This window comes from Telmatobacter sp. DSM 110680 (assembly GCF_039994875.1).
Taxonomy (GTDB): domain Bacteria; phylum Acidobacteriota; class Terriglobia; order Terriglobales; family Acidobacteriaceae; genus Telmatobacter.
The window spans coordinates 547,443-571,496 of the sequence record NZ_CP121196.1 but is presented as its reverse complement, the minus strand read 5'-3'; the positions used below and the strand labels follow the sequence as shown (position 1 = coordinate 571,496).

At 57.7% G+C, this 24,054-nt stretch carries 21 protein-coding genes; 6 read left to right on the top strand and 15 right to left on the bottom strand.

All coding sequences use genetic code 11. The features are described from left to right. Positions 1-23: 23 nt before the first annotated feature. From P8935_RS02305 to P8935_RS02280, 6 genes are all read right to left on the bottom strand, one after another. Positions 24-704, bottom strand: coding sequence for a phosphoadenylyl-sulfate reductase (locus P8935_RS02305; RefSeq protein WP_348263396.1), 681 nt, complete (start codon positions 702-704; stop codon positions 24-26). Then, complete coding sequence (locus tag P8935_RS02300) at positions 682-2,343, bottom strand: GTP-binding protein (RefSeq protein ID WP_348263395.1); 1,662 nt, start codon at positions 2,341-2,343, stop codon at positions 682-684. Before P8935_RS02300 ends, P8935_RS02305 begins: the two co-directional genes overlap by 23 nt. Further along, complete coding sequence (gene cysD, locus P8935_RS02295; RefSeq protein WP_348263394.1) at positions 2,343-3,308, bottom strand: sulfate adenylyltransferase subunit CysD; 966 nt, start codon at positions 3,306-3,308, stop codon at positions 2,343-2,345. The genes P8935_RS02300 and cysD overlap by 1 nt, the downstream gene beginning before the upstream one ends. A 218-nt stretch (positions 3,309-3,526) precedes the next feature. Next, the gene (locus tag P8935_RS02290) at positions 3,527-3,658 is read right to left on the bottom strand and encodes a hypothetical protein (RefSeq protein WP_348263393.1); all 132 of its coding nucleotides are present in this window, start codon (positions 3,656-3,658) and stop codon (positions 3,527-3,529) included. A 24-nt stretch (positions 3,659-3,682) separates the two neighbouring features. Continuing rightward, the gene (locus P8935_RS02285; protein WP_348263392.1) at positions 3,683-6,070 is read right to left on the bottom strand and encodes an ankyrin repeat domain-containing protein; all 2,388 of its coding nucleotides are present in this window, start codon (positions 6,068-6,070) and stop codon (positions 3,683-3,685) included. Between the two features lie 275 nt (positions 6,071-6,345). Continuing rightward, a complete protein-coding gene (locus P8935_RS02280) occupies positions 6,346-6,624 on the bottom strand; it encodes a 4a-hydroxytetrahydrobiopterin dehydratase (RefSeq protein WP_348263391.1) in 279 nt (92 codons plus the stop codon). Positions 6,625-6,810: 186 nt separating this feature from the next. Here P8935_RS02280 and P8935_RS02275 point away from each other — a divergent pair, with 186 nt between their 5' ends. Genes P8935_RS02275 through P8935_RS02265 form a run of 3 tightly spaced genes read left to right on the top strand, consistent with a single transcriptional unit; the run spans position 6,811 to position 10,446 of the window. Then, on the top strand, positions 6,811-7,224 hold the full coding sequence (locus P8935_RS02275) for a BlaI/MecI/CopY family transcriptional regulator (RefSeq protein WP_348263390.1): 414 nt from the start codon (positions 6,811-6,813) through the stop codon (positions 7,222-7,224). Between the two features lie 9 nt (positions 7,225-7,233). Continuing rightward, on the top strand, positions 7,234-8,844 hold the full coding sequence (locus P8935_RS02270; RefSeq protein WP_348263389.1) for a M56 family metallopeptidase: 1,611 nt from the start codon (positions 7,234-7,236) through the stop codon (positions 8,842-8,844). A gap of 33 nt (positions 8,845-8,877) precedes the next feature. After that, a complete protein-coding gene (locus P8935_RS02265; protein ID WP_348263388.1) occupies positions 8,878-10,446 on the top strand; it encodes a trypsin-like peptidase domain-containing protein in 1,569 nt (522 codons plus the stop codon). A gap of 128 nt (positions 10,447-10,574) precedes the next feature. On the opposite strand, the gene P8935_RS02260 is transcribed toward P8935_RS02265, so the two are convergent. The 9 genes from P8935_RS02260 to P8935_RS02220 form a co-directional block, all read right to left on the bottom strand. Further along, a complete protein-coding gene (locus P8935_RS02260; RefSeq protein WP_348263387.1) occupies positions 10,575-11,639 on the bottom strand; it encodes a chemotaxis response regulator protein-glutamate methylesterase in 1,065 nt (354 codons plus the stop codon). A gap of 15 nt (positions 11,640-11,654) precedes the next feature. Next, a complete protein-coding gene (locus tag P8935_RS02255; RefSeq protein WP_348263386.1) occupies positions 11,655-12,173 on the bottom strand; it encodes a chemotaxis protein CheD in 519 nt (172 codons plus the stop codon). After that, positions 12,154-13,014 (bottom strand): protein-glutamate O-methyltransferase CheR, encoded by an 861-nt coding sequence (locus P8935_RS02250; RefSeq protein WP_348263385.1) that lies wholly within the window; start codon positions 13,012-13,014, stop codon positions 12,154-12,156. The genes P8935_RS02255 and P8935_RS02250 overlap by 20 nt, the downstream gene beginning before the upstream one ends. A 46-nt stretch (positions 13,015-13,060) precedes the next feature. Continuing rightward, on the bottom strand, positions 13,061-13,570 hold the full coding sequence (locus P8935_RS02245) for a chemotaxis protein CheW (protein ID WP_348263384.1): 510 nt from the start codon (positions 13,568-13,570) through the stop codon (positions 13,061-13,063). Between the two features lie 72 nt (positions 13,571-13,642). Continuing rightward, positions 13,643-15,850, bottom strand: coding sequence for a methyl-accepting chemotaxis protein (locus P8935_RS02240; RefSeq protein WP_348263383.1), 2,208 nt, complete (start codon positions 15,848-15,850; stop codon positions 13,643-13,645). Positions 15,851-15,959: 109 nt separating this feature from the next. Continuing rightward, positions 15,960-18,017 carry a chemotaxis protein CheA gene (locus tag P8935_RS02235; protein WP_348263382.1) on the bottom strand — a complete coding sequence of 686 codons (2,058 nt, stop codon included), beginning with the start codon at positions 18,015-18,017 and terminating at the stop codon, positions 15,960-15,962. Continuing rightward, complete coding sequence (locus P8935_RS02230) at positions 17,995-18,336, bottom strand: hypothetical protein (RefSeq protein WP_348263381.1); 342 nt, start codon at positions 18,334-18,336, stop codon at positions 17,995-17,997. Before P8935_RS02230 ends, P8935_RS02235 begins: the two co-directional genes overlap by 23 nt. 298 nt (positions 18,337-18,634) lie before the next feature. Continuing rightward, a complete protein-coding gene (locus P8935_RS02225; protein ID WP_348263380.1) occupies positions 18,635-18,997 on the bottom strand; it encodes a response regulator in 363 nt (120 codons plus the stop codon). Between the two features lie 54 nt (positions 18,998-19,051). Continuing rightward, positions 19,052-20,800: a hypothetical protein gene (locus P8935_RS02220; RefSeq protein WP_348263379.1), complete on the bottom strand. Its 1,749-nt coding sequence runs from the start codon at positions 20,798-20,800 to the stop codon at positions 19,052-19,054. Between the two features lie 472 nt (positions 20,801-21,272). On the opposite strand from P8935_RS02220, the gene P8935_RS02215 reads away from it, so the two are divergent. The 3 genes from P8935_RS02215 to P8935_RS02205 are packed head-to-tail and all read left to right on the top strand — an operon-like array spanning position 21,273 to position 23,986. After that, the gene (locus tag P8935_RS02215; RefSeq protein ID WP_348263378.1) at positions 21,273-22,019 is read left to right on the top strand and encodes an ABC transporter ATP-binding protein; all 747 of its coding nucleotides are present in this window, start codon (positions 21,273-21,275) and stop codon (positions 22,017-22,019) included. Beyond that, on the top strand, positions 21,988-23,223 hold the full coding sequence (locus P8935_RS02210; protein WP_348263377.1) for an FtsX-like permease family protein: 1,236 nt from the start codon (positions 21,988-21,990) through the stop codon (positions 23,221-23,223). The genes P8935_RS02215 and P8935_RS02210 overlap by 32 nt, the downstream gene beginning before the upstream one ends. After that, entirely contained in the window at positions 23,216-23,986 is a 771-nt protein-coding gene (locus P8935_RS02205) for an outer membrane lipoprotein-sorting protein (protein ID WP_348263376.1), read from the top strand. The genes P8935_RS02210 and P8935_RS02205 overlap by 8 nt, the downstream gene beginning before the upstream one ends. Positions 23,987-24,054 lie beyond the last annotated feature (68 nt).

The window sequence follows — 24,054 nt, the reverse complement described above, 5'->3', positions numbered from 1 at the left end:
TTCTCTCAGTAAGTGAAGCTGGATCAGTGAGCCTGCAGGTGGATGCCGCACTCGAGTTTGCGGCCGGACCAGCGGCCCGAGCGTGGGTCGTTTTCGTCGAAGGGCAGGCTGGTGCACGGTGCGCAACCGATGGACGTGTATCCCTGTTCGTAGAGCGGAAGCAGCGGAATGGAATGCTGCTCGGCGTATTGCCACACGTCGCGCGTGGTCCACTCGGTGAGAGGGCTTAGCTTAGCGAGGATCTTGCCGGTGGGCAGGGTGAAGAACTCGTGCGGCTGCAGGTTGGCACGCGACTTGGACTGCTGGCGGCGCAGGCCGGTGACCCATGTGGTGTACGCACCCAGAGCGCGGAAGAGCGGCTCGACCTTGCGCAGGCCGCAGCAGCGGTCGGGAGCGGTCTGGTTGAGGATGCCGAATTGCGACTCCTGTTCGGCGACAGACTGCTCGGCCTCAACGTTGACAAGGTTCAGATTCCACTCGGCGGCGATGCGATCGCGATAAGCGAGAGTTTCCGGAAAGTGGTAGCCGGTTTCGAGAAAGATGACCGGGATTTGCGGCTGATGCTGGAGCACCATGTGGAGCACGGCGACGTCTTCAGCCTGGAAGCTCGAGGTGATGCAGGCGCGCTGCGCGTGCTCGAGGTTCTCACGAAGGAAGCTCGATGCGGTAAGGGCTAGAGCGTCAGATGCCGAGGCCGTTGTCATTGTCGTCTTCTCCTGTGGCGATTGAAGCGAGGCGGTGGATTTCAGTGAGTGTTTTCTGGATGGATTCGGAGTCGCAGGCAAGAGGCCTGGCGATCGTGCTGTCGGCGCGCGTGAAGGTGATGGGCACGAGTTGATCAGACTCAAGGATCACGAATGCGCCGAGACGGGCAAATGTTGCGAGTTGAGAAGATGCTGGGGAGTGGGTGCGGAGGACGATAGCGCCTTCCGCTAGCAGAGTCTGCTCGATTTGAGCTGCAAGATCGGCACGGCTACCTATGTTGAGCAACCCTGCGGTTGCATGTGTATCGATTGTGTCGGATGCGTCTTCGATGGCGCGGATCATGCCGGCGCCGGCCGTGGTGTTGTCGGTGGCGTCGATGAGGATGAGACTTCCGGTCGAGCGGCTTTCGCGGTAGAGATCGGCAAGCAAGGGTCGGCTGGTTTCGATGACGACGTGACCGATGTCGTTGAGCGCAAGCTGGGAAGCGGAGTTTTCGGCGAGGTGCTCAACGTCGATGCGGGAACGAAGCTCGGTGATGGTGGCGCGAACGGTCTGGGTGGAGTGCTTGAGCAGGTAGGTTGCGCCGGGGCGCAGGGGTTTGGAGTGCATCCAGACAACTGTGGCCTCGACGCGGGTAGTTTTGCGCGGCGGCGCTGCGACGGAGGAGATCATGTCGCCGCGACTGAGGTCGATTTCGTCTTCAAGGGTGAGGACGACGGATTGGGGCGTGCGAGCCTGCGCAAGATCGCCGTCGAAGGTAGAGACAGTGCGAACACGGGAGCGGCGTCCGCTGGGGAGCGCGAGAACTTCATCGCCCGGATGGATGAAACCGGCAGTGATTTGTCCGGCGAAGCCGCGGAAATCCTGATGGGGACGGACGACGCGCTGGATAGGCAACCGGAAAGTTGCCTGTGTGCGTTCGATTGCAAGAGGCAGGGTCTCGAGCAGTTCGAGAATACTGGGGCCGGTGTAGAACGGCATGCGGGTGCTGCGATGGACCACATTGTCGCCATCGAGGGCACTGACGGGGACCGGGATGAGTTGCGCGATGTCAAGCTGGCGGGCGAGGCCCTGCAGGCTGGCGCTGTGGCGATTGAAGACTTCTTCAGAGAAGTCGACCAAGTCCATCTTGTTGATGGCGGCGATAACTATCGGAATGCCAAGCAGGCCGGCGATGCAGGCGTGACGGCGGGTCTGGGCGAGGATTCCTTTGCGAGCGTCGACGAGAACAATGGCGACGTCGGCGGTGGAGGCGCCGGTAGCCATATTGCGCGTGTACTGCTCGTGGCCCGGGGTGTCGGCGATGATGAACTTGCGTTTCGGCGTGGAGAAATAGCGGTAGGCAACGTCGATGGTTATTCCCTGCTCTCGCTCGGCGCGAAGACCGTCTGTGAGCTGGGCGAAGTCGATGGCGGCGTTGCGGGTGACGGAGCGGATGTGGTCGTCGTAGACGTTGTGCGAGTCGTAAAGCAGGCGGCCGATGAGAGTGGACTTGCCGTCGTCCACGCTGCCGGCGGTAGAGAAGCGTAGGAGGTCTTTCGCGAGTTCGGCTTCCAGGCGCTGTTCGATGGGCAACTCGGAAGAGGTTACTGGCGCGGGATCGACTACTTCGAAAATGTTCTGTTCTACAGTGGCCATCAGAAGTAGCCCTCACGCTTTTTCAGTTCCATGGAGCCGTCCTGATCGTGGTCGATGATGCGGTTGGCGCGCTCGGAATTGCGGACGGCCATGAGTTCCTCGATGATTTTCGGAACTGTGTCCGCCTCAGAGCGGATGGCGCCAGTGCAGGGGCTGCAGCCGAGAGAGCGGAGACGGCAGGTGACCCACTGTTCTTCGCCTGGGAGGCCCTGAATGAAGGGCTGTTCTAGAGGGATGAGCGAGTCGTTGCGGACGAGCATTTTGCGCGGCTTGGCGAAGTAGAGCGGGACAATGGGAATCTTTTCGAGATGGATGTAGTGCCAGATGTCGAGTTCGGTCCAATTCGAAAGGGGGAAGACGCGGATGCTCTCGCCAGGACCGATGCGGCCGTTGAAGAGGGACCAGAGTTCGGGGCGCTGGTTTTTGGGATCCCACTGGCCTGCGGAGTCGCGGAAGGAAAAGATGCGCTCCTTGGCGCGAGATTTCTCTTCGTCGCGGCGCGCTCCGCCGAAGGCTGCGTCGAAGCCGTGGGCGCGGAGGCCGTCCAAGAGAGCCTGGGTCTTGAGGTATCCGCAGCAGCGCTGGGTGCCAAGCTTGATGGGGTTGGCGCCGTCAGCCAGGGCCTCTTCGTTGCGCCATACGATGAGCTTGAGGCCGAGTTCGGCAGTGTAGCGATCGCGGAATTCGAGCATCTCTCGAAACTTGTAGCCGGTGTCGACATGGAGGAGCGGAAACGGGATGGGCGAAGGGTAGAAGGCCTTCTGCGCGAGGCGGAGCATGACGGAGGAGTCTTTACCGATTGAATAGAGCATCACCGGGTTCTGGAACTCGGAGGCGACCTCGCGAAAAATGTGGATGCTCTCAGCCTCGAGAAGCTGGATGTGGCTTAAGCGCTCTTCGCGATAGCACTCGTCGTGGTTTTCGACGTTGATTGTTTTTTGCTCGACGGCGGCAGTGGCTGTCATGTTTCTCCAGAGATTTTTAAGAGCAAATAAAAAACCCGCGGCTGCAGGGAAACTGCGGCGCGGGGTATGGGGAATTCCAGTGAGTCTTAGAGGTGGCTTATCCCATAGTCCGGCGCGGCGCACAACAACATGCGCAACAAGCGACCGACATGGAATAGAGACTCATTGGAACTACTATACGGGGGTCTGGATGTGAGGTCAATCACATGCCCCGGATTCTAGTCCTCGCTAAACACCTGCAAAGGGTCCATGCGCGTGGCACGTGAAGCGGACATGAGGCTGGCCGCAAAGCAGATAAGCGCGATCAGCACGCAGAAAATCCCAACCAGCAGTCCTTTGGCTTCGCTCAAGCTTCACTTTTACTTTTAAGTCTCTCAGTGACGAGCTTGCGCCTCTGCTGCTGGAATTGCGGGGAACGCCGCCGCAGGTTTGACTGCGGAGGCTTGCTCGTATTTCAGGTATCCTGGCGACTTTCGGCGCACGGGGGCGGACTTCGCACTGTTTTGCGGCAACGCATAGGTCAGGGCCATAGCGGCCCAATTTGTGCCGGCGGCGGAGATCCATTGATCGTGGCCGTGTGGGAAACCGGCATCGAACCAGGGCTGGAAGCCGAGAGCGCGGGTCTGCACGTACCAGGAACCATCTTCCTGCTGGGTGTCCAAGAGCCACTTCACGCCGCGCTGGTAGGAGGGACTGGAGGCTGGAAGGCCTGCGAGATGAAGCGCCACTAGACTTTTTCCCGTGGCGTAGGCGGTGCTTTGCATGGTGGGCAGATCAGACCATCCACCATCAGGATGTTGCGCGGCGAGCAGTTCCGCGATGGCTTGTTGCAGGGCAGTTTTGTTGGTTCCTGCCCAGGCAAGTCCAGCAACTCGCCAGCTGCGATCTTCGTTGTTGTAGGACCGCGCGTTAGCGATCCAGTTCGCGGCAAGATGAATGGACTTGCGGTATTGGTCGGCGTTGGCCTTGGGCGTGTAGAGCTGGAGAGCGCGCATGGCTCTCGCAGTCTGGCCGATATAGTCGAGACAAATGGGCGGACGGTTGTCTGCATGTTGCGCGGGCCACTCGCCATTGGGGTGCTGGCGCTTAAGGATGTACAAAGCTGCGGTATCGGTATTGAGATCGGATTTATAGCCTTCGGCTGCGAGCCCCATCAACTGGTACGCGAGAATGCCTTCGCTGAAATTGTCTTCAGTGGGCACGATGAAGCCCTGGTGCATGCGGTCACGCAACTTGGCCAGAGCGTCGGCATTGGCCTGTACCTGTGCGGCGGCGGTTTTCTCATCGATTTGGAAACCATGCTTGCGAGATAAACCCATGGTCATGGCGGTGAGGCTGTTGTCATGACAGGAGACGCAACCGGACTGAGTGATGAAGTTAACGTCGGCACGCTGGAGGTGAGGAATGGTGTCCTGGACGGCGCGCTGGATTGAATTGTCGCGTCGCATGTGAAGCGAAACCGGAGTAAACGGGCTGGGTTTAGCACCGGCCTTCAGGAGCAATTTGACGACCGGAGTGTCTCCGTTGTGCCGGGCGATGTCGAGAGGAGTCAATCCTTCATCGCCTGTCTTGGAATGTTTGTCGATGGCGTTTACGTCGGCGCCGCGATCGATGAGAAGTTGCACAGTCTCAACCGGGAGCATGTCTGAGATCGCGGCGTACATCAGGGGTGTACGGCCCAGTGGGTCGTAGCCGTTGGCATCGGCACCGTGATCGAGCAGAGTGCGGACGTCGCGCATATCGGCAAGAACGGCAGTGTCATCAAGGGAGGCAGTGAGGACGCTTTTGTCGGTGACCTGCTGGAGGATGCGATCGACGCAGCTGGGGCAATGAGAAACGATGGCCATCGTGAGGCCTGTTTCCCCGGCCATTTTGGCGTCTGCCCCGTGATCAAGCAGCATAGCGACAACCTGGGGATCGCCGGAGGTGAGGCCTTCGATGAGCGGTGAAGATTCGTTTTCAGGGCGGTAATTGGGGTTGGTTTTGGCACCGTGATCGAGGAGGAGTTTGACGATTGGCGCACCACCGGGACGACGAGCGGCGATCATGAGCGGCGTCCGCATATCATCAGACCGGGCATTTACATCCGCGCCGTGATCAAGCAAAAGGCGGGTCTTCTCGAGGTCAGTGGCGGCCCACATTAAGGGGGTTGCGTTGGCATCATTGTGCTTGTTGGGGTCGGCGCCCATTTTCAAGAGACGCGCTAAGGTGGGCACATTGGTGTAGAGCACCGCATACATGAATGGCGTAGAGCCTTCGGGGCCGCGTGCGTTGAGCAGTGCCGGGTCGGCGGTGGCGGCTTTAAGGAAGGATGGGAGGTCCGCAGCACGGAGGGCGTCGACCATCGCAATGGCCTTTGGATCGAATGGCGGCAGGTCGGCTTCGTTCGCGAGCGCGTCAGGCCATTCGGCTCCCTGATCGATCCATGCTTTGACTGTGGCGATTTGTTCGGGACGAAGCGCGCCAGTGGGAGGCATCTGGGCGCCGTATCCATCGCCGATGAGACGATGATAGACGAAACTATTGGCGCTGCTGCCGGGGACGACGCGTCGAGAGAAAGCCTTCATCACGGAGCTGCGACGATCAAGCCGCATTCCCGCGCGCTGCTTGGCAGGGCCATGGCAATCCCCGCATTGCTCACGGAATATGGGCAGAACGTCGCGGCCGAAGTCGACCTTGGCGGGAGTTGAATTCTGGGCTGACGCAATGCTAGTGACGATGCCTAGGCAGAGAGAAAGTGATGCGAGTCCTGAACGTGTCACGGTGGCCTCCACCTTGGATTGTTTTTCGGGCCCTCGTTACGGACCTCTCACCTAAAGTGATCTGAGAAAGCCGTGCGTATCCCGAATATCAGAGAAAGGAGTGCAGTCAACTAATTTAGGAGCCGATTGAATTAGGAACCCATTGCGCTGGAACGGGGGAGAGAGAGGAAGGCGCAGTCGTTCTAAGTCACGTCGAATGTTAACCGTGAGTATGCGGGAAGTAAAGGAGATTCGTGATGTCAGCACCCGATGATGTCTGCGGAGCGAAAACGGGCTTAGCAGAGTTTGTCTGCCGCGGCGGCGAGGTCGAAATCCTTTTGCGTGATGCCGCCGGCGTCGTGAGTCACGAGGGCGAGGCGAACCTTGTTGTAGCGGATATCGATGTCGGGATGATGGCCGGCCGCTTCAGCGAGGTCACCAACCTTGTTGACGAAGGCCAGCGAGGCGCGGAAGTCCTTGAAGAGGAATGTGCGCACGAGCTCCCCGGTTTCGATCTGCCAGTCGGGGACCGTGACAAGGCGGGAATGGATTTCGTGATCGGCGAGAGCGGGCATGGGAGCTCCTCCTGGAAGAGACTGGGCCGGGAAGCCTGCGGACCTAACTACTATAGTTTGCGATGCGGGGAGGGGGTTGAAATTTGTCTTCGAGCTGTGATAACTAATCCTTTAGTTGTTCGTCTATATACACGTAGACGAAAGACAAACAAAGCGATCTAGCGAATGGAATCAGTGGATTAGAGGATGCCTCCCAAGAAATCAAACACGTTAACCGAAGCCGAGCTGAGGCTGATGAAGATCCTCTGGCGGCGCGGCGAATCCGCAGTGACCGACTTGGTGTCGGCAATCCCCGAGGGGGAGACGCTGGCTTATAACTCGGTGCTGACGACGATCCGGATCCTGGAGCAAAAGGGGTACGTGGAGCATCGGCAGGATGGACGCGCATTCGTATATCGGGCGGTAGTTGAGGAGCAAGAGGCAGGTCGGAGTGAAGTGAAGCACATGTTGAGCCGGTTTTTCGGCAACTCCCGGGAGCAACTGCTGTTAACACTGTTGGGCGATGAAGATATTTCTCGCGATGAGCTTGACCGGTTGAAGGCAGCGATTCGTGATGCAGCCCCTGACGTGACAGCACCCGAAGCGGTGAAAGAGGTCTAGCGGATGCACGTGGCAGCATTTTTCGGCGATCTCGAGATGATGGCTCCGGCGATTTGGGCGGGAGTCGCTTCTGCGTGGGAGGGATTCGCGCGGGCAATGGGTACGACGTTGGTGACCTCACTATGGCAGGGCGGGGTGATTGCATGCGTGCTGGAGATTTGCCTGCGGGTGATGCCTCGGATTTCCGCGGCACAGCGGTTTGCGATTTGGGCAGCCGGATTTGGTGCGGCGGCTGGATTGCCGTTGATGGGGCTGATGCATTTCGCAGCGGGAAGTGAACCTGATGTCGCGGGTTCGGTCGTTGCTGGAAATTCGGTTGGACCATTTCTGCGACTGGATGCGCGATGGGGATTGGTGATTGCGGGGCTCTGGGTGGCGGCGTCTGCATTGCGGGCTGCGAGCCTGGTGGTGCACTCGATGCGGCTGCGGCGGTTGTGGAAGACTGCGCGGCCAGCGGACGTTAGTTCGACGCTGACGGCAGCGCTGAAGAACGTACGCGGCGGGGGGGTGACGATCTGCACTACCGACATCTTGAACCGGCCGAGCGTGATCGGCTTTCTGGCACCGCGAATTCTGATTCCGGCATGGCTGATCGGGCGATTGACGCCGGACGAGCTGGAGCAGATCGTGTTGCACGAAGCCGAGCATCTTCGCCGCGGCGATGATTGGACCAACCTTGTGCAGAAACTCTGGCTGGTGGCATTCCCGCTGAACCCGGCAATGGCGTGGATGGAACATCGGCTCTGCCAGCAACGTGAGATGGCATGCGACGAGGGCGTGGTTCGAATTACGAATGCGCCGCGAGCGTACGCTGCGTGCCTGGCGAGCCTGGCCGAGCGCGGTCTCGAAAGACGTACTCGGCATGCTGAGGCATTGTCGCTTGGCGCATGGCATCGGCGGTCGGAACTCGTCGATCGGGTGCAGGGGATTCTTCTAAAAAAGCGCAACTTGACCGGAGTTGCAGCGGGAGCACTGCTGGGTGCCGTCGGTTGCACGCTAGTGGCCGGATCGGTGGAGATGGCTCGGGCACCACAGTTGGTGGCGTTTGTTCCGGAGCAAAGAAACCTGGCAATGACGCAAGCGCGGCAGCGGCAGATGAGAGAGATGCTTACGCGCGAAAGTGCGGAGGCAAAGCTGAGTTTGCCGGCGGGGTTCCACGCGGTGCAGACGAAGGCTATCGTACCGGAGAGTGATCGACCGCAAGCAGCGATGCGGCACGAAGCGAAGAAATGCGCTACCGCGGTAAGGAAATCAGAGGCGATCACTCCGCCCAATTCGCAGCAAATGGCGAAAGCGGAGGCAATTGGCGATCGCGTAAATTCCGGCGACGAGCAGCAGTGGGTGGTTCTGGCAGCGTGGCAGGAAGTGCGAACTGTCAGCCGCACGTCGATTTCGGATTACGACACGGCTGCGACCACCGAAGAGGCCGCTGCGAATGGGCAGCCGCAGCCATCGCAAAATGGCGGCAACGCAACGGGAAAAGCAACCAGCGAGTTGCCTAATCAGACGAGCAACTACACGGTTACGCAATTGATATTGCGCGTCGTGCCTGCGAATTCAAAGTCAACTCAGCCCGTCACAGGTTTGGTTCGCGGCGGCTGGTTCGTGTTTCAACTGTAAGTTCAACTTCAAAAAACGAAGCGAGGGGTAGTTATGACTGCATCAACTAATTCATTAGTAACAAAGGTAAAGAAGTTTGGAATGCCGATCGGGGCCGCAGCCGCGGTCCTGCTCGGTGGCGCGTTTCTGGTCGGACATACGGCCCATGCGGCGGCGACTCTGAGCGGCGGCTTACCGATGGATGACAACAGCGTGTCTTCGCTGGTGGCATTGGATAACGCAGTGGAAGCGGTAGCGGCGCGCGTAACGCCGGCGGTTGTGAATGTGGCGGTCACCGCCAAGCTGACCGGACAGGATGCGGAGAGCGAGGATGACGGTCAGGATTCCGGCGGGCAGATTCCGCAGGGTGCGATTCCTCCGGAGTTTCGTCGGTTTTTCGGGCCGATGGGGCGCGGGCAGAATCCGCAAGCGCAGATCGAGCATGGAATCGGCAGTGGCATCATCATCTCTCCCGACGGCTACATCGTGACCAATAACCACGTCGTGGATGGAGCCACTCAGGTGCGGGTGACGCTGAATGACCGTCGCGTGTTCAATGCGAAGGTGGTAGGCGTAGACAAACTGAACGACCTGGCGGTGATTAAAATCAACGCCAACAATCTGACCACGGTCGCGTGGGGCGATTCGACGAAGCTGCATCCTGGGCAAACAGTGCTGGCATTCGGCAGCCCGTTTGGCTACTTCCAGTTTTCAGTGACGCGTGGAATCGTGAGCGCGCTCGATCGGCCGAATCCTTATTCGGATGATGCGCGCAAGCCGGGCGACTTTATTCAAACGGATGCGGCGATCAATCCCGGCAACTCGGGCGGGCCGTTGGTGAATGCACGCGGCGAGCTGGTGGGCATCAATACCTTCATCATCACCAACAATGGAGCATTCGCGGGCGCAGGCTTCGCGATTCCTTCGCAGATTGTGCGGGCGACTGCCGAGGCCATCATCAAAGACGGCGCGGTGCACCACGGGTATCTCGGCATCAGCATGAACGACGTGACGCCGGACAACTCGAACTTCTTTAACTTGCCGGATGCGACGGGTGCGATTGTCAGCAACGTAACGCCAGACTCGCCGGCAAGTCGCGCTGGACTAAAGAGCGGCGACGTGCTGCGCGAACTGAATGGCAGCAAGATCAGGAACGGCAGCCAACTGCAGGTGGCAGTTAGCCAGACTGCTCCTGGAAACGAGATCAAGCTGGGCATTCTTCGCGATGGCAAGCCGGAGACTTTGACCCTGAAGGTTGGCGAGTACAAGGGTGAGAAGCAGGTTGCGGAAAACGACGGCGAGGGGTCGCAGCAGCACGGAAAACTGGGCCTTTCGCTTGGCGATCTGACACCTGATATGCGTCAGCAGCTGAATATCCCGTCTAACGTGCAGGGAGCAGCAGTCGCCAGCGTCCGTCCCGCGAGCCCGGCCGAAGACGCCGGCCTTACACCGGGCGATGTGATCCAGGAAGTGAACCGCAAATCTGTCAAGAACGCGCAGGAATTTGCCAATGATGTGCACGCTGTTCCGGCGGGAAAGGACATCCTGCTGCTGGTGTGGTCGCATGGAGGCGCGAGCTATCGTGTAGTACATCCAGCACAGAGCAATCAGAACGGTGAGTAAGTATTGAACGACGTTGTAAGTAACGCTAGCGACCGCCGTATCTCCTCGAAGTGCGGCGGTCTTTTTTTGTTTCTGCAAAACGAAGTTAGTGACGCAGTTTCTGGATCGCCTTGTTTGAGCAGGATCGTTCAGGCGCCGTGCTTGAGGATGGCGACAGGAATGTGAACGAGCGGCAGCACCTTGTGGACTCCATCGAGTTTGATCGCCTCCTTGGGCATGCCGAAGACAACGGAACTGGCTTCATCTTGCGCGATGTTGAAGGCTCCGGCATGTTTCATCTCAAGCATGCCGCGTGCTCCATCGTCGCCCATGCCGGTGAGGATGACGCCAACGGCATTGGGGCCAGCATAGCGCGCGGCAGAGCGAAACAAGACATCGACGGAGGGCCGATGCCGGCAGACGAGCGGACCATCCTTGATCTCGACGAAGTAGCGCGCGCCGCTGCGACGAAGCAGCATGTGATGATTGCCCGGTGCGATAAGGGCCCGACCGCGCAAGACGGTGTCGTTGGTTTCTGCTTCTTTGACAGTAATGGCACATAGGCCGTCGAGGCGGTTTGCGAATGCACGGGTGAAGAGTTCCGGCATATGCTGAACGATCACGATGCCAGGAGCGTCGGGAGGCAGGGTTTCGAGCAGGGACTTCAAAGCTTCGGTGCCGCCCGTCGATGCGCCGACGACGATCACTTTCTCAGTAGTCTCATCCATGGCGCGCGTGGCCTGCGGCAGAATCACGTCGGCGGTTAGCTTGGGCTGAACGAGATGTTCAACGCACCGCCTCCCTAGCCGCGCACCGGCAGCCGCTTTCACGATATCGCAAATAGAGGTGCGCGAATCTTCAAGATACTGCCGGGTTCCCAGGCGGGGCTTGGTGATGATATCGACAGCGCCATATTCGAGCGCGCGCAAGGTGCTCTGTGCCCCTTCATCCGCGAGGCTCGAACAGATCACGACCGCAACCGGATGCTGAGTCATGATCATTTTAAGAAATGTCAGGCCGTCCATGCGCGGCATCTCAATATCGAGCGTGATGACATCGGGAATTTCTTCGGCGATGCGATCGGCCGCGACAAAGGGATCCGAAGCAGTGCCCATAACTTCGATAGCGGGATCACTAGACAACAAGTTGCTGAGTGCCTGGCGGACTACTGCTGAATCGTCGACCACCAGTACCCGGATCTTCTTTGCGGCCATCGTGATCCTCGTCTCTCAGCTTTCCGCCAACGCAGGCAGACTCATTCCGGATAACTTGCGCAGGAGAACCTCTCCTGTACCTGTTTGAAATTCGATAAAGATGCCGCAACTTCCGCCGAGCCGCGATGCGAGCAATTGAAAGCCCTCGTCCTGCAGCACGCGCAAGGCGGTCTCGGCATTCATTGAGCCGACGGTTGGGTTTTTCCGCGAGGAAGCGAGAACGTCGGCACCGCCAAAGAGTTTTACTTCCACTTCGCGGCGCGTGGCTCCGAGGCTATCGAATTGATGGGCAATCTCGCGGATCACATAGTCCACGTAGCGGCACGCGGCGTCCTTATCGGGACGAACGAGAGGTTTGGCGGAGTGCGTAGGCAGCATAGGATGGCACATCGCCGAGGTGGCCAAGCGGGGCGCATGAAAGGTGGCGCTGACACAAGAGCCGAGCACCGTTTTGAGAATGGACGGACTGCGCACAATGCGCCATTCACCAGGCTGGAGATAGAACTCGGGCAGATCAGGTGCGAGGCGGCGCATGAGCTTTCCGGTAGAGCGCGGGAGCCACGGGAACGACGGGCAGATCCATATCGTGCAGAGTCTCGGAGTGGCCGACGAACAAGTAGCCCGAGGGAGTGAGGTTGTCGACAAGCTTGCACAAGATGTTTTCCTGCGTGGCGCGATCGAAGTAGATGAGAACATTGCGGCAGAAGATGGCGTCGACTTTTTGCGCCAGCATGTAGTCCGACTCCATGAGGTTGAGGTGGCGGAAGTCGATAAGTCTGCGCAGTTCTGGCGTGACGCGCACGCGCGGTGATTGAGAATCGCGGCTGCGCAACAGGTATTTGCGTTTAAGAGTGAGTGGAACGGGGGTAACGCACTCCGATGAGTAGATACCCATCTCTGCCTTTTCCAGCACTTCGGTTGAGATGTCCGAGGCTAGAATGCGGAAGCGAAATCCGGGATGCGCTTCAGCATATTCGCTAAGCAACATGGCCAGGGTGTAGGGCTCTTCACCGCTGGAGCAACCTGCACTCCATATGACCAATGAGCGGCTATTCACTGCCAGCTCTGGTAATGCGGTGCGAGTGAGGAATTCGAAATGCTGAGGTTCACGAAAGAAGTCGGTTTTGTTGGTCGTAATGACGTTGATGAGGAAGACCAGTTCTTCCCTCATACCCTCGCGGCCAAAAACGAAATCGCAGTACTGGGTGTAGGTCGCCATGTTTAAGGTCCGCAACCGTCGCTTCAGGCGGACCTCGACCATGGTTTTCTTCTCCGGGCTCAGGCAGATGCCCGTTTCGGTATAGATGAGTTCCCGCAGGCGCCCAAAGTCCCGTGAAGAGAGCTCTTCTTCCTCAGCGGTATGAACGTGAGCCAAGATTTTCTCCATTAAGCGTGCGCAACTATAGAGCAGTTGCAGCTTTTTACGCCGCTACGGCTTCGGTTGGCGGTTTTTCCTGAGCGTGGAATGCGGTGAGTTCGTCGGCCGAGAATACGCGGTCGATGTCAAGGATCATGATGAAGTTGTTATCGCGTTTGCCCATGCCCTTGATAAAGTCGACGCGGATCTGGGTACCAATGCGGGGTGCAGGCTGAATCTGATCCGGCTCGAGGTCGATTACCTCTTCGACTGAATCGGCCAGCGCTCCGATCACCGTTGGCTCATCGTCGAGCATCACCTCGACAACTACGATGCAGGTGTTGCGCGTACTCACCGTCCGGGTCATCTCGAAACACAGCCGCAGGTCGACGACCGGGACGACGCTCCCGCGCAGGTTGATAACGCCCGCCATAAAATCAGGTGTGCGCGGGATCTGGGTAATTGCCGTTAAATCCAGAACCTCCCTCACCTTGGCCACATCGGTGGCAAAGATCTCGTTACCGAGTTTGAAGGTCAGGTACTGGCGCGTCTCCGTGATTTCATTCACGCTCATGAATTTGCTTCCTTTCTCGTGGATCGCGTGAAGTCCCAGGGCACCCCGTCACCAGACGGGGCACCCTGCGGCTCAGTACCGTTCAAACTCTCCGTCAGAATCGTCCTGCCTGTCTTTCATCCGAAGTGCCACGCCATTTTTGGAACCCGTCGCGGTCGTATGGCTCGTCGGCTTTAGTACGGCATGAACGGGTGACGGTCGTAGTTTTGATGATTTCGAAGGCGGCCGGTGTGACGGTCCTTCGTCCTCGTCGCCTGTATGGAAGAACGAAAGCGCGCTGACTAGTTGCTCGGACTGCCCAGTAAGTTCTTCGGTGGTTGAAGCCATTTCTTCGGCTGCGGAGGCGTTCTGCTGGATCACCTGCTCAAGTTGTTGCAGAGCTTTGTTGATCTGCTCGGCGCCTGTATCCTGTTCCTTGCTGGCTGCGGAGATTTCCTGGACCAGTTCAGCGGTGCGCTGAATATCGGGAACCAGTTTGTCGAGCATCTCACCGGATTTTTCGCTGACGCGCAGGGTTGTGCTGGAGAGTTGATTGATCTCGGCGGCAGCTTTTTGACTGCGTTCAGCCAGCTTACGGACCTCGGCGGCAACCACAGCGAATCCCTTGCCATGCTCGCCGGCACGAGCTGCTTCAATGGCTGCATTCAGAGCCAGGAGATTGGTCTGGCGCGCGATCTCTTCAATGATCGAGATCTTGTTGGCAATCTCCTTCATGGCAGCGACGGCTTCGAGTACGCTCTTGCCACTTTCCTGCGCATCCTTGGCGCTCTTGTTGGCAATCTTGTCGGTCTGTTGGGCGTTATCGGCGTTTTGCTTGATGTTGGAAACCATCTCTTCCATCGAAGAAGAGGCTTCTTCCGCGGCTGCAGCCTGAGAACTTGCGCCCTTGGACACTTGTACTGACGCAGTTGAGATGGACTGGCTGGCGGATGCTACTTCTCCCGCGATCGAGCGGATTTCAGAGACCGTGCGCGTCAATCCGCTGACCATGGCGACCAGAGCCTGCATCAGCTTGTCCTGCCCACAGCGCTCCTTCAGGACCACGGTCAGGTTCCCGCCAGCAACCTGCTCGGCGGCGCCGGTGATTTCGTTCATTGCGCCGATTAACATGTTGAGATTGTTCTTGATGGTGTTGAAGTCGCCGTTGTAATTTTCGGTAATCGCCGGTGGCATGTCGCCCTTGGCAATCAGGTCGACATAGCGGGCCGAGACATTCAGCGGGCCGATCACGGCATCGAGAAGTGCATTGACGCCGCGAACGATATCCGCGTAAGCACCCTGCACTGTATCTGGATTAGCCCGTTGGGAAAGCTGCCCCGCTTTGGCAGCTTCTGTGAGACGCATCAGCATCTTTTCGAGAGTCTGCAGAACCTGGGCAACGTTGTTGATGGCCACCTTCATTTTCTCGTGATCGCCCTTATAGGTCTGGGTAATCACCTCATCGATCTTCCCATCGGAAATCTGCGCGAGCACGCGATTTCCCTCGCTGATAGGCAGAAGTATGGCATCAAGCATTTCATTCACGCCCCGGACAATCCCGGCATAGGCGCCGACGAACTGTTCGGGCTTGCCGCGTTCGCTGAGTTGGCCTTCATGCGAAGCCTGCGTGAGTCGCGTCATTTCCTTCTGCAGACCTTGCAGCACGATGGCCACATTGTTGACCGCGATCTTCATCTTTTCGTGGTCGCCCTTGTAAGTCTTAGCGACGAGCTCATCGATATTGCCCTCGGAAATCTGGGCAAGGATGCGGTTCCCTTCACCGATCGGGAGAAGGATCGCGTCCAATATGCCATTTAGATCATTAACAATCTCGGCGAATGCCCCTTTGAATAACTCAGCGTGCCCCCGATCGGCCAGATTGCCATCCATCGCAGATTGCACGAGCCGTTTAAACCCCTTCTGCAATGCCTGAACGACCTCAGCAAGGTTGTTGACAGCAACCTTCATTTTCTCGTGGTCACCTTTGTAGGTCTGGGTAATCAATTCGTCGATCTTGCCCGCCGAGATCTGCGCCAGAATACGATTGCCTTCAGCGATCGGGAGAAGGATCGCGTCCAGGATTTCGTTGACGCCCTGAATCAACTCTCGATCAGGGCCGTTGAAGATGGTGGCGCGGCCTCTCTCGGTCAGTCGGCCTTCCTTGGAGGCATCCACCAGGCGCATGATTTCGTTGAGTAACGCTTCGCGGTCGTTGTGTGGGGCAATATGTTTGCCATTTTTTGCGTGGCCGTTTCCAACGCTATGTAGCTTGCGGCCTTCGCTCACCAGAGTGGTTGACATCGTATCCTTCCTCTTCTTTTTTGCTCCGGACGAATGTGCACTCATGCACCGGAGCACTCATTTGTTTGAACTCTTTGGAGTTGAACTTCAATGCGACCAGCGACGAACTTCATATCGGTGGGGACTGATTCCATGGGCCGGACAACGCACCGCCGACCGATCCCGACAGGCGCGGATGTCCACGCACACGCAGCCCAACCGCGCGAACGCATTCCTGCACGAGTCGGTGGGGATCGAGGATGAGAGCCACTTTTCCGTTGCCCAGAATGGTGGCGCCGGAAACCGCTTGCACATGCTGGTAGAGGCGGCCCAGCGATTTGATCATGGTCTGACAATTGCCCAGCACGCGATCGAACACGAGTCCGCAATAACCATCTTCTGTATCTACCAGCATCACCTGCTCGAAATCAGGCAGAGCGTTAGTGATGTTGAAGTGGTCGCGCAAACGGATGTAGGGCACGAACTGACCGCGTACATTGACAAGCTGCTTGCCATTGGAGTTATCGATCTCAGATCGCGACAGCTCAACGCATTCCAGTGTGTCGGCGAGAGGCAGGACAAAATAAGCGTCGCCTACGGTCACCAGCAGCCCATCAATGATGGCCAATGTCAGAGGCAAGCGTAAGGTCACGGTGGTGCCTTGTCCGGATTTGCTGGCAACATCGATACTTCCTCTGAGCTTGTCGACGTTGCGGCGCACCACGTCCATGCCTACGCCGCGGCCCGAAATGTCGGTGACTTCTTGCGCGGTCGAGAATCCGGGCTGAAAGAGCAGCGCGTGAATCTCGGAGTCACTCGGTTGTGCATCGGGTTTGATCAGTCCCCGCTCGATGGCGCGTGCTCGCACCGCGTCGACATCAATTCCCCGGCCATCGTCGCAGACGCTAATGAGTACGCTGGCGCCGGAGTAGCGGGCCGCAAGATGAATCGTGGCGCGCGCGGGCTTGCCGTGTGCCACGCGGTCCTCCGGCGTCCCGATACCATGGTCCATGCTGTTGCGAATCAAATGCATTAAGGGATCGCCGAGCTGATGGATAACTGATTTATCGAGCTCAGTGTCGGCTCCTTCGATGCTCAGTTCGACGTCCTTATCTAGATCGCGCGCCAGGTCGTGTACCAGGCGACGAAATCTCTCGAAGGTGCCACGGATCGGCATCATGCGCACATTCATCGAAGTCTCCCGCAGAGCCGATGCGAGGCGGTCAACCTCTTCTGCAACCGCGCTTACGTCGGGATCGTCACGGCGCACGGCAAGCTCACTGAGGCGGGCCTGCACGGTAACCAGTTCACCGACGAGATTCACAAACTCATCCAGCTTGGCTGCCGCTACGCGGATGCTGCTAGAGCTGTCAGGTGAATCGTAATGACGTCGGCCACCGCGAGATTCCCGCTTGTCTTCGAGTCTGCCGGCGATTAGGTACCCCTCATTCTCAGTTGGCGGCTCTTGCGGCTCGATGGACAATTCGCAACAGTCTTCAACAAAGATGAAAACGTCACGAATTGCATCGAGGCCTACGGATGTCCGCAATACAAAATCCCATGTGATGTAACAGCGCTCAGGATCGAGCTCTGCGAGAGGCGGTATGGATGCCATGTTGGCCGTTGACAGGAGCTCGCCCAAGCTACCGAGTTCACGAATGAGCAGAAGTGGATCGCTGCCGGCGCGCATCAGCTGGGGGCCGGGAGCGAAGTGGATCGTCCACACCCGGGAACTGGCGGGGTCCGGCAGATGGTCAACGGCCAAACCTCCCGATGCATTTCTCTCTCCTGGTCCCTGTTGCCGAGTGGCGATCATGGAACGCAACCGTGTGAGCAAACTGTCGCGGTCGATGCTGTTGTTGAGTGGAATATCTTGAAGAAGATCGCGCATGTGATCGAGGGCACTCAGAGTCAGATCAACTAAATCAGCCGTGACCGCAAGCCGCCCGCTGCGGACCTCATCGAACGCATTTTCCAGGCTATGGGTAAAGGCGGCGAGCGCATCGAAGCCAAACATGGCTCCCGACCCTTTGATGGTGTGCAGAGCGCGGAATGCCCGACTCACGAGCTCCGTATCCTCGCGCTTCTCGTTTAGTTCGAGCAGCGCGGTCTCGAGGTCGATAAGGATCTCGTGTGCTTCTTCGCGGAAAGCCTGGCGAAACTGATTATTGGCGGCTGGCGAGGACATTGGCCCCTTCCTCGACTGAACTCTGCACGATTGCCTGCAGAAGCGGTCTGAGTCCACTCGCTGAGAACGACTCCTCAACTTGTGCGCTCCATGGACCTTCAACCACGATTTCGGTGCCCGGGGACGAAATGGCGGCCCACAACAGCTGTGCTGCGGTGACGCCGATGCCGGTAGCACCGGAAACTTGAATTGAAACGCGTGATCCTGACTTGATTGCTTCGTTGATGACTTGTTTCAGTTCCGCTGCCTGTGCGATGTCGACGTCATCTGCGAGCAGGATGAACCGCACGCCACCCACCGATTTCGAGCTAATTGCCATGCTGGATTCCGATTCAAGCACTTGTCTCCTCAGTTGGCACGCCGTGGAGGCGAGACGTGGAAGACAGAATGCGTTACACCTGCTACATCGGCACCAAGCGTGCAAAGGAGCAGCCAAAAGCGGACTGCATCTGGTTTGATTTCTCTAAGAAACAGCCGTGGCCGATCTAGGAACAGTCCAAGTTCGATTCGGGAAAGATCCAGAGAAGCTGGAAGATAAATCTCATCAAGATGGTCGATGCACAGCATGGATGATCAGCGCAGCTGGTGTTGACTTTGCTCACTTGCGGTTTGCTGGCCTAGCGCACCAGTTTCTGTACGACCGCTAGAAGTTGATCGCCGTTGAACGGCTTGACGATCCATCCGGTTGCTCCAGCCTTGCGGCCCGCGTCCTTTTTTTCGGGATGGGACTCAGTGGTCAACATGAGAATGGGAGTGAATGCATATCCTTGGAGTTTGCGGACCGCGCTGATCATCTGGATGCCATCGACATTGGGCATATTCAAGTCGGTGATGATCATGTCGAATCTTGAATGACCTGCTTTGGCAAGCGCATCGCGTCCATCGCACGCCTCGCAAACTTCGTACCCGGCTTTGCGCAGGGTAAACGAAACCATCTGCCTCACACTGGCCGAGTCATCGACGCTCAAGATGTTTTTCATCGATCGATTCTCCTTTTCTACACCCCATCGAGTCGATGTCCAGACGGCGCTGAGTCAAAACAATTCAACATCGTTTCCTCTCACCGCAGCGCCGGGCACGGGCATTTGTTCCCCATCGAGTGCCGCACGCAAGACACGGCGTTCTAATTCGCTGGTATATGGAGTCCCGCATTCAACTTCAACCCGCAGCCGATCGTCCCGTGTGAGCTGCGCCACACTCGATAACATTGCCCGGTCGACATCTTGGATCTCATTCTGCGCGTCCTCCATGAGGGCGATTGAGTTTACGAGACGTCCAACGGCGCGGCCGAGGATTGTACTCGTACCCTGCATTGCAGTTATGGCCGCTTTAACTTTGCCGCCGTTGCCACCCGCAGTAGCAGCAGCCGTGGAGAGCGCAGCAAGGCCCGCTTTGGTCTCATGCCGCGCAATTCTAAGATTTTCCAGACTGAGCGAGGTCTTGGTCCGATGCACTTCTTCGGCGTGGGCCGAGGACCTGAGCATGGCATCGAGAGTATCGCCGGAGCGATCGGTTAATGCAGACCAGCTGGTAGAGATACGGCCAATGTTACGGGTGATTTCAAGCACAGCTGTGGCCTGGCTACCGAGATGGCGTGCCTCGATCATGGAGTTGAAGTTCAATAGCTGCATGCGATCACGGGAAAGCCGAGAGCGCGCAAGGTGAGTTTTTGTGATGCGCATCAGCTCTCCTATTCCTGCTAGTCCAACCTCAATTTCGACATCGTCGGCTGCGCACTCCTGTTCGAGGCGTTCGATGCGTGAAAGCTGCAGCGACAATCCGCGTTCCTGTTCGAGAATCCGTGTGCCGATGGCTAATACCTCGGAGGACCCTATGCGCAAAATGCTTTCCAGGCATTGGTTTACTTCATCGATCCATTCTCTGGTGCTGGCAGATGCGCTCTTCATTTGGAATACCTGCACCTTCAGAATTGCGTTCCGCCGCGCCGAGTGGGGGTCTTCCTGCTGGTCGCAACTTTCTAATCCATCGGCAGCTCTGCTCAGTACTTCCCGCACGTGCTCGGTCTGCTGACGGGTAATGTCCTGCACTTGCACGGCCTCGACGATCTGGGAGATGTTTGCGGCAACGAGTGCCACACATCTCTGAAAATCCGCAGGAATGCGAGCAAAGTCCAGGAGTGCGGCCTCCATCGTGACAATTGCTGCACTCAACTCTGCATCGATGCTATTGAAGTACGCAGTTCTGTGCTGGAGGGCGAGGGCAAGTTTGCGGCGGCGCTCGATGAGGGTTTCGCGGCGCCGACCAGCTTGGCTCTGCACTTCCGCAACGCCTGATAAAACCATTGCGGAGAATTGATCCAACTCACGCGCCATGTATTCGAATCGTTTTCCTGTCCCTGCCAGCCGGGCGACTTCGATGCTAGCCAAAACTCCGAGCGTCTTTCCTTCACGGGCGATGGAGCGCTGCTCGGCGGAGAGAGAAAAGAGGTTTTCAAGCATCCCGGTTTCATTGGTAGACGCATCATTGATGACTGCAAGCGAGTCGATGCGCTCCGCGATGAATCGCCGTGCGGACGATGCGAGTGCGCGCGCCATAGGCACTGTGGATTGCACCCAATCCTGCCGCACACAGTCGACGATTCCTGAAGTCAAGTCAAGAAGACTTTGGATATGTTGAGCCAGCGCTTCAAACTGCGTGGCTATGGTGCGGATGTCATCGCGGGTGATTGCTAGCGCCGCATCGAGCAACTCGCAAGCGTGGTCAATTCGGGCGCGGGCGTCGTGGGGGCTCGCTCGGCAATATGCGTTTGCAGCGGAATGCATGGGTCAATGCAGCCTCAGCTGTGAAGGAGATGCCACGTATAACAGATTGCGAAGAAGCGCCAGCGCCACAAAGTCGCATAGCCTCCACTCTTCATATCGTCAGCTGTGAGCGATCTGTTAGCGCGGAGCAGCAGAATGGGGTGATTTAGACGACATCGATGCCACCAGATCTGCCCATTTTCGATTATTCTTCAGGGCATCACGCCAAGGTGAACCGCACGGCACATCCACTTGAGAGAGATTCCTGACAGCGCCATGCGGAATCACGGACTTGACAACTCGCCGAAGTCAAGGCGGCTTCCGTTCGCGGTTTCCGAGATTGGGACGGGCTTTCTTCCGCCCACTCATCTCTTTCCGCTCACCTTTCATCCGCCGTTTCTGCCTTTCATCCGAATCGCCGCGCAATCCGCCAAAACGACAGCTATCTTCCTCACAAGCGCATATTGACGCTGTGGAAAGGAAGTAACAGCCGATGGCTCCAAGCGACCCACTTGTCAGCGTTGAACAAGTTACCCGGAAATTTCCGCTAGACCACAACGCGGTTACTGCTCTCAGCAACGTCACCTTCCGCATCGACGCTGGAGAATTCCTAGCCATTTCCGGCCCCAGTGGAAGCGGTAAATCGACGCTGCTCAACCTGATCGGCTGCATCGACAAACCGACCAGCGGTCGCATCCTTATCGACGCCACTGATACTTCGCGGCTCAGCCCATCCGAGACCTCGCTCCTCCGCCGGGAGAAGATCGGCTTTGTCTTTCAGACCTTTAACCTCATCCCCGTCTTTACCGCCAGTGAAAATGTCGAGTACCCGTTGTTGATCCAAGGCGTGAGAACCAATGAACGTCAAAAGCGTGTTGCGGAAGCTCTCGCCAACGTCGGCCTTTCGGGTCGCGCCCACCAGCGCCCCGACCTGCTCTCTGGCGGCGAGCGTCAGCGGGTAGCCGTCGCACGCGCTATCGTCCATCGACCCTCGCTGGTGCTGGCCGACGAACCTACCGCCAACCTTGATACCCGCAACGCCACGCAACTTATCGACCTGATGCGCGACTTGAATCACACGCTCGGTCTCACCTTCGTCTTCTCTACCCACGATCAGCGCCTGCTCGAGCACACCCCCCGCATCGTACGACTCACCGATGGATGCATCATCAGCGATACCCACTCTGAACGTTTTGAAGGAGCCACCCGTGAGCAAATTCTTGCTGCTAGCGTTTCGTAATGTATTTCGCAATCGCCGCAGAACGCTCATGACTCTGCTCATGGTCGGTGGTGGCGTTGCCGGGCTCCTTCTGGCCGGCGGATATTTCGCGTTCATGACCCGCGGTCTTCGCGAAGACACCATACGCGCCGGACTGGGTCACCTGCAGATCTTCACGACCGACCACTACAAGCGCGACGAAGTCCGCGTTCTCGACACCGGGATCGAAAACTGGCGCCAGGTGGCTTCCACCGTGAATTCAGCTCCGCATGTGCGCGGCGTGGCACCCCGCATCGAGTTCTACGGCATGGTTTCTAACGGAATCAAAGCTGCTGGATTTATGGGTAGTGCTGTCGATCCAGACGCGGAAAGCAGCCTCGGTTTCTCAACTCAACTGGCTTCGGGCACCGGGAGAAATCTTTCATCAAAGTCCAACGGTGATGTTGAAGCGCTCATCGGTGCCGGGCTTGCCAAATCCATGAACGTGAAGGTGGGCGATGGATTGACCTTGCTTGCCATGACCTCAGACGGAGCACTCAACGGGGTCGATGTCCAAATCGTCGGCATCGTCAAAACCGGAATCGCGGAAATGGATGCTCGCTTTCTCCGCATTACGCTGCCCGCTGCTCAGCGCCTGCTGCAAAGTGATCGTGTTACGAACCTGGTCGTCGGCCTCGATTCCACAGACAACACGGACGTCGTCTATAAGGAACTCGCTCCGCGCCTCCACGGCCTGCAGCAGGAAATGACGTTGAAGAAGTGGATCGATCTGGCCACCTACTACAACCAGGTACACACCATGTTCAACGGAATTTTCCTGTTCATGGGACTGATCGTTTTTCTCATGGTGCTTATGGCCAGCATTAATACGCTTCTTATGGCGATGCTTGAACGCATTCGCGAAATTGGCACCATGCTTGCGATGGGCACACCCAGGTCGTGGATCGTCGCACTTTTCATGCTCGAGGCCACGGTCCTCGGCGTTCTTGGGGCTGCCCTCGGAGTCGCCAGCGGCAACCTCCTCGGCTGGCTCCTGAACATCTCCGGCCTGCACATGCCGCCGCCTCCCGGATACACCATCAACATTCCGTTCCGCGTGCTGCACGTTCCTGCATTGATGATCGGATCTTCCATCATGGTCGTTATCTCACTGGCGCTTGCATCCATCCTTCCCGCGATCCGCGCATCGCGCCTGCAAATTGCTGAGGCACTCGCACATGTCTAAATCCATATCTAAAGTCGATCTGACTTTGCGCTCTTTCTTATTGCTTGTCACTATCGCTTTCATCATTGCCTGGGCTGCAATCGGCCATGCTGCTACACCGGATGCCCAGGCCCTGCTCAAGCGTTCCGATATGTACCGCAACGGCTGGCCTGCCTACTCACTGAACGTCAAGATCACCAACTACGAGTCAGGCAAATCCGATGAGGAGTCACTTTACCTTGTCTCGCAAAAGGGGACCGACAAAACCTATGTCGAGTTTATGAGCCCTCGCGATAAAGGTCGTCACCTGCTCATGCTCGGCGACGATATGTGGATCTACCTGCCCGACACCAGCCGTCCCGTACGCATCACGCCTCTCGAACGGCTCTCGGGCGACGCATCCAATGGCGACATAGCCCGTACTAACTACGCCGTCGATTACTCGGCCGCTTACGTTCGTGACGAGAAAGTTGGTAGCGAGAACTGTTATGTCCTCGATCTCACGGCCAGGCGCAAAGGCGCAACCTACCAGCGCATCCTGTACTGGGTCCGCACAGAGGATGCCCGCCCCGTGAGAGCGGAGTTCTATCTCACCTCTGGCAAGCACATCAAATCCGCCACCTTTGACGAGTACGCGTCTTCCGCCGGCAAGATGCTCCTCCGCCGCTTGACGCTCTACGACGAAATCCGCCACAACTCACACAGCGTGCTCAATTACTCCAACCCTGCCCCTCGAGATCTGCCCGACAAGCTCTTCTACCAGGGGCGCTCCGACAGATTCTGATCCACCTCGTCACAGACATGCTGAGTGTCATGCGCCATGATCCAATGAAACCCGATTGAGAGGAGAAC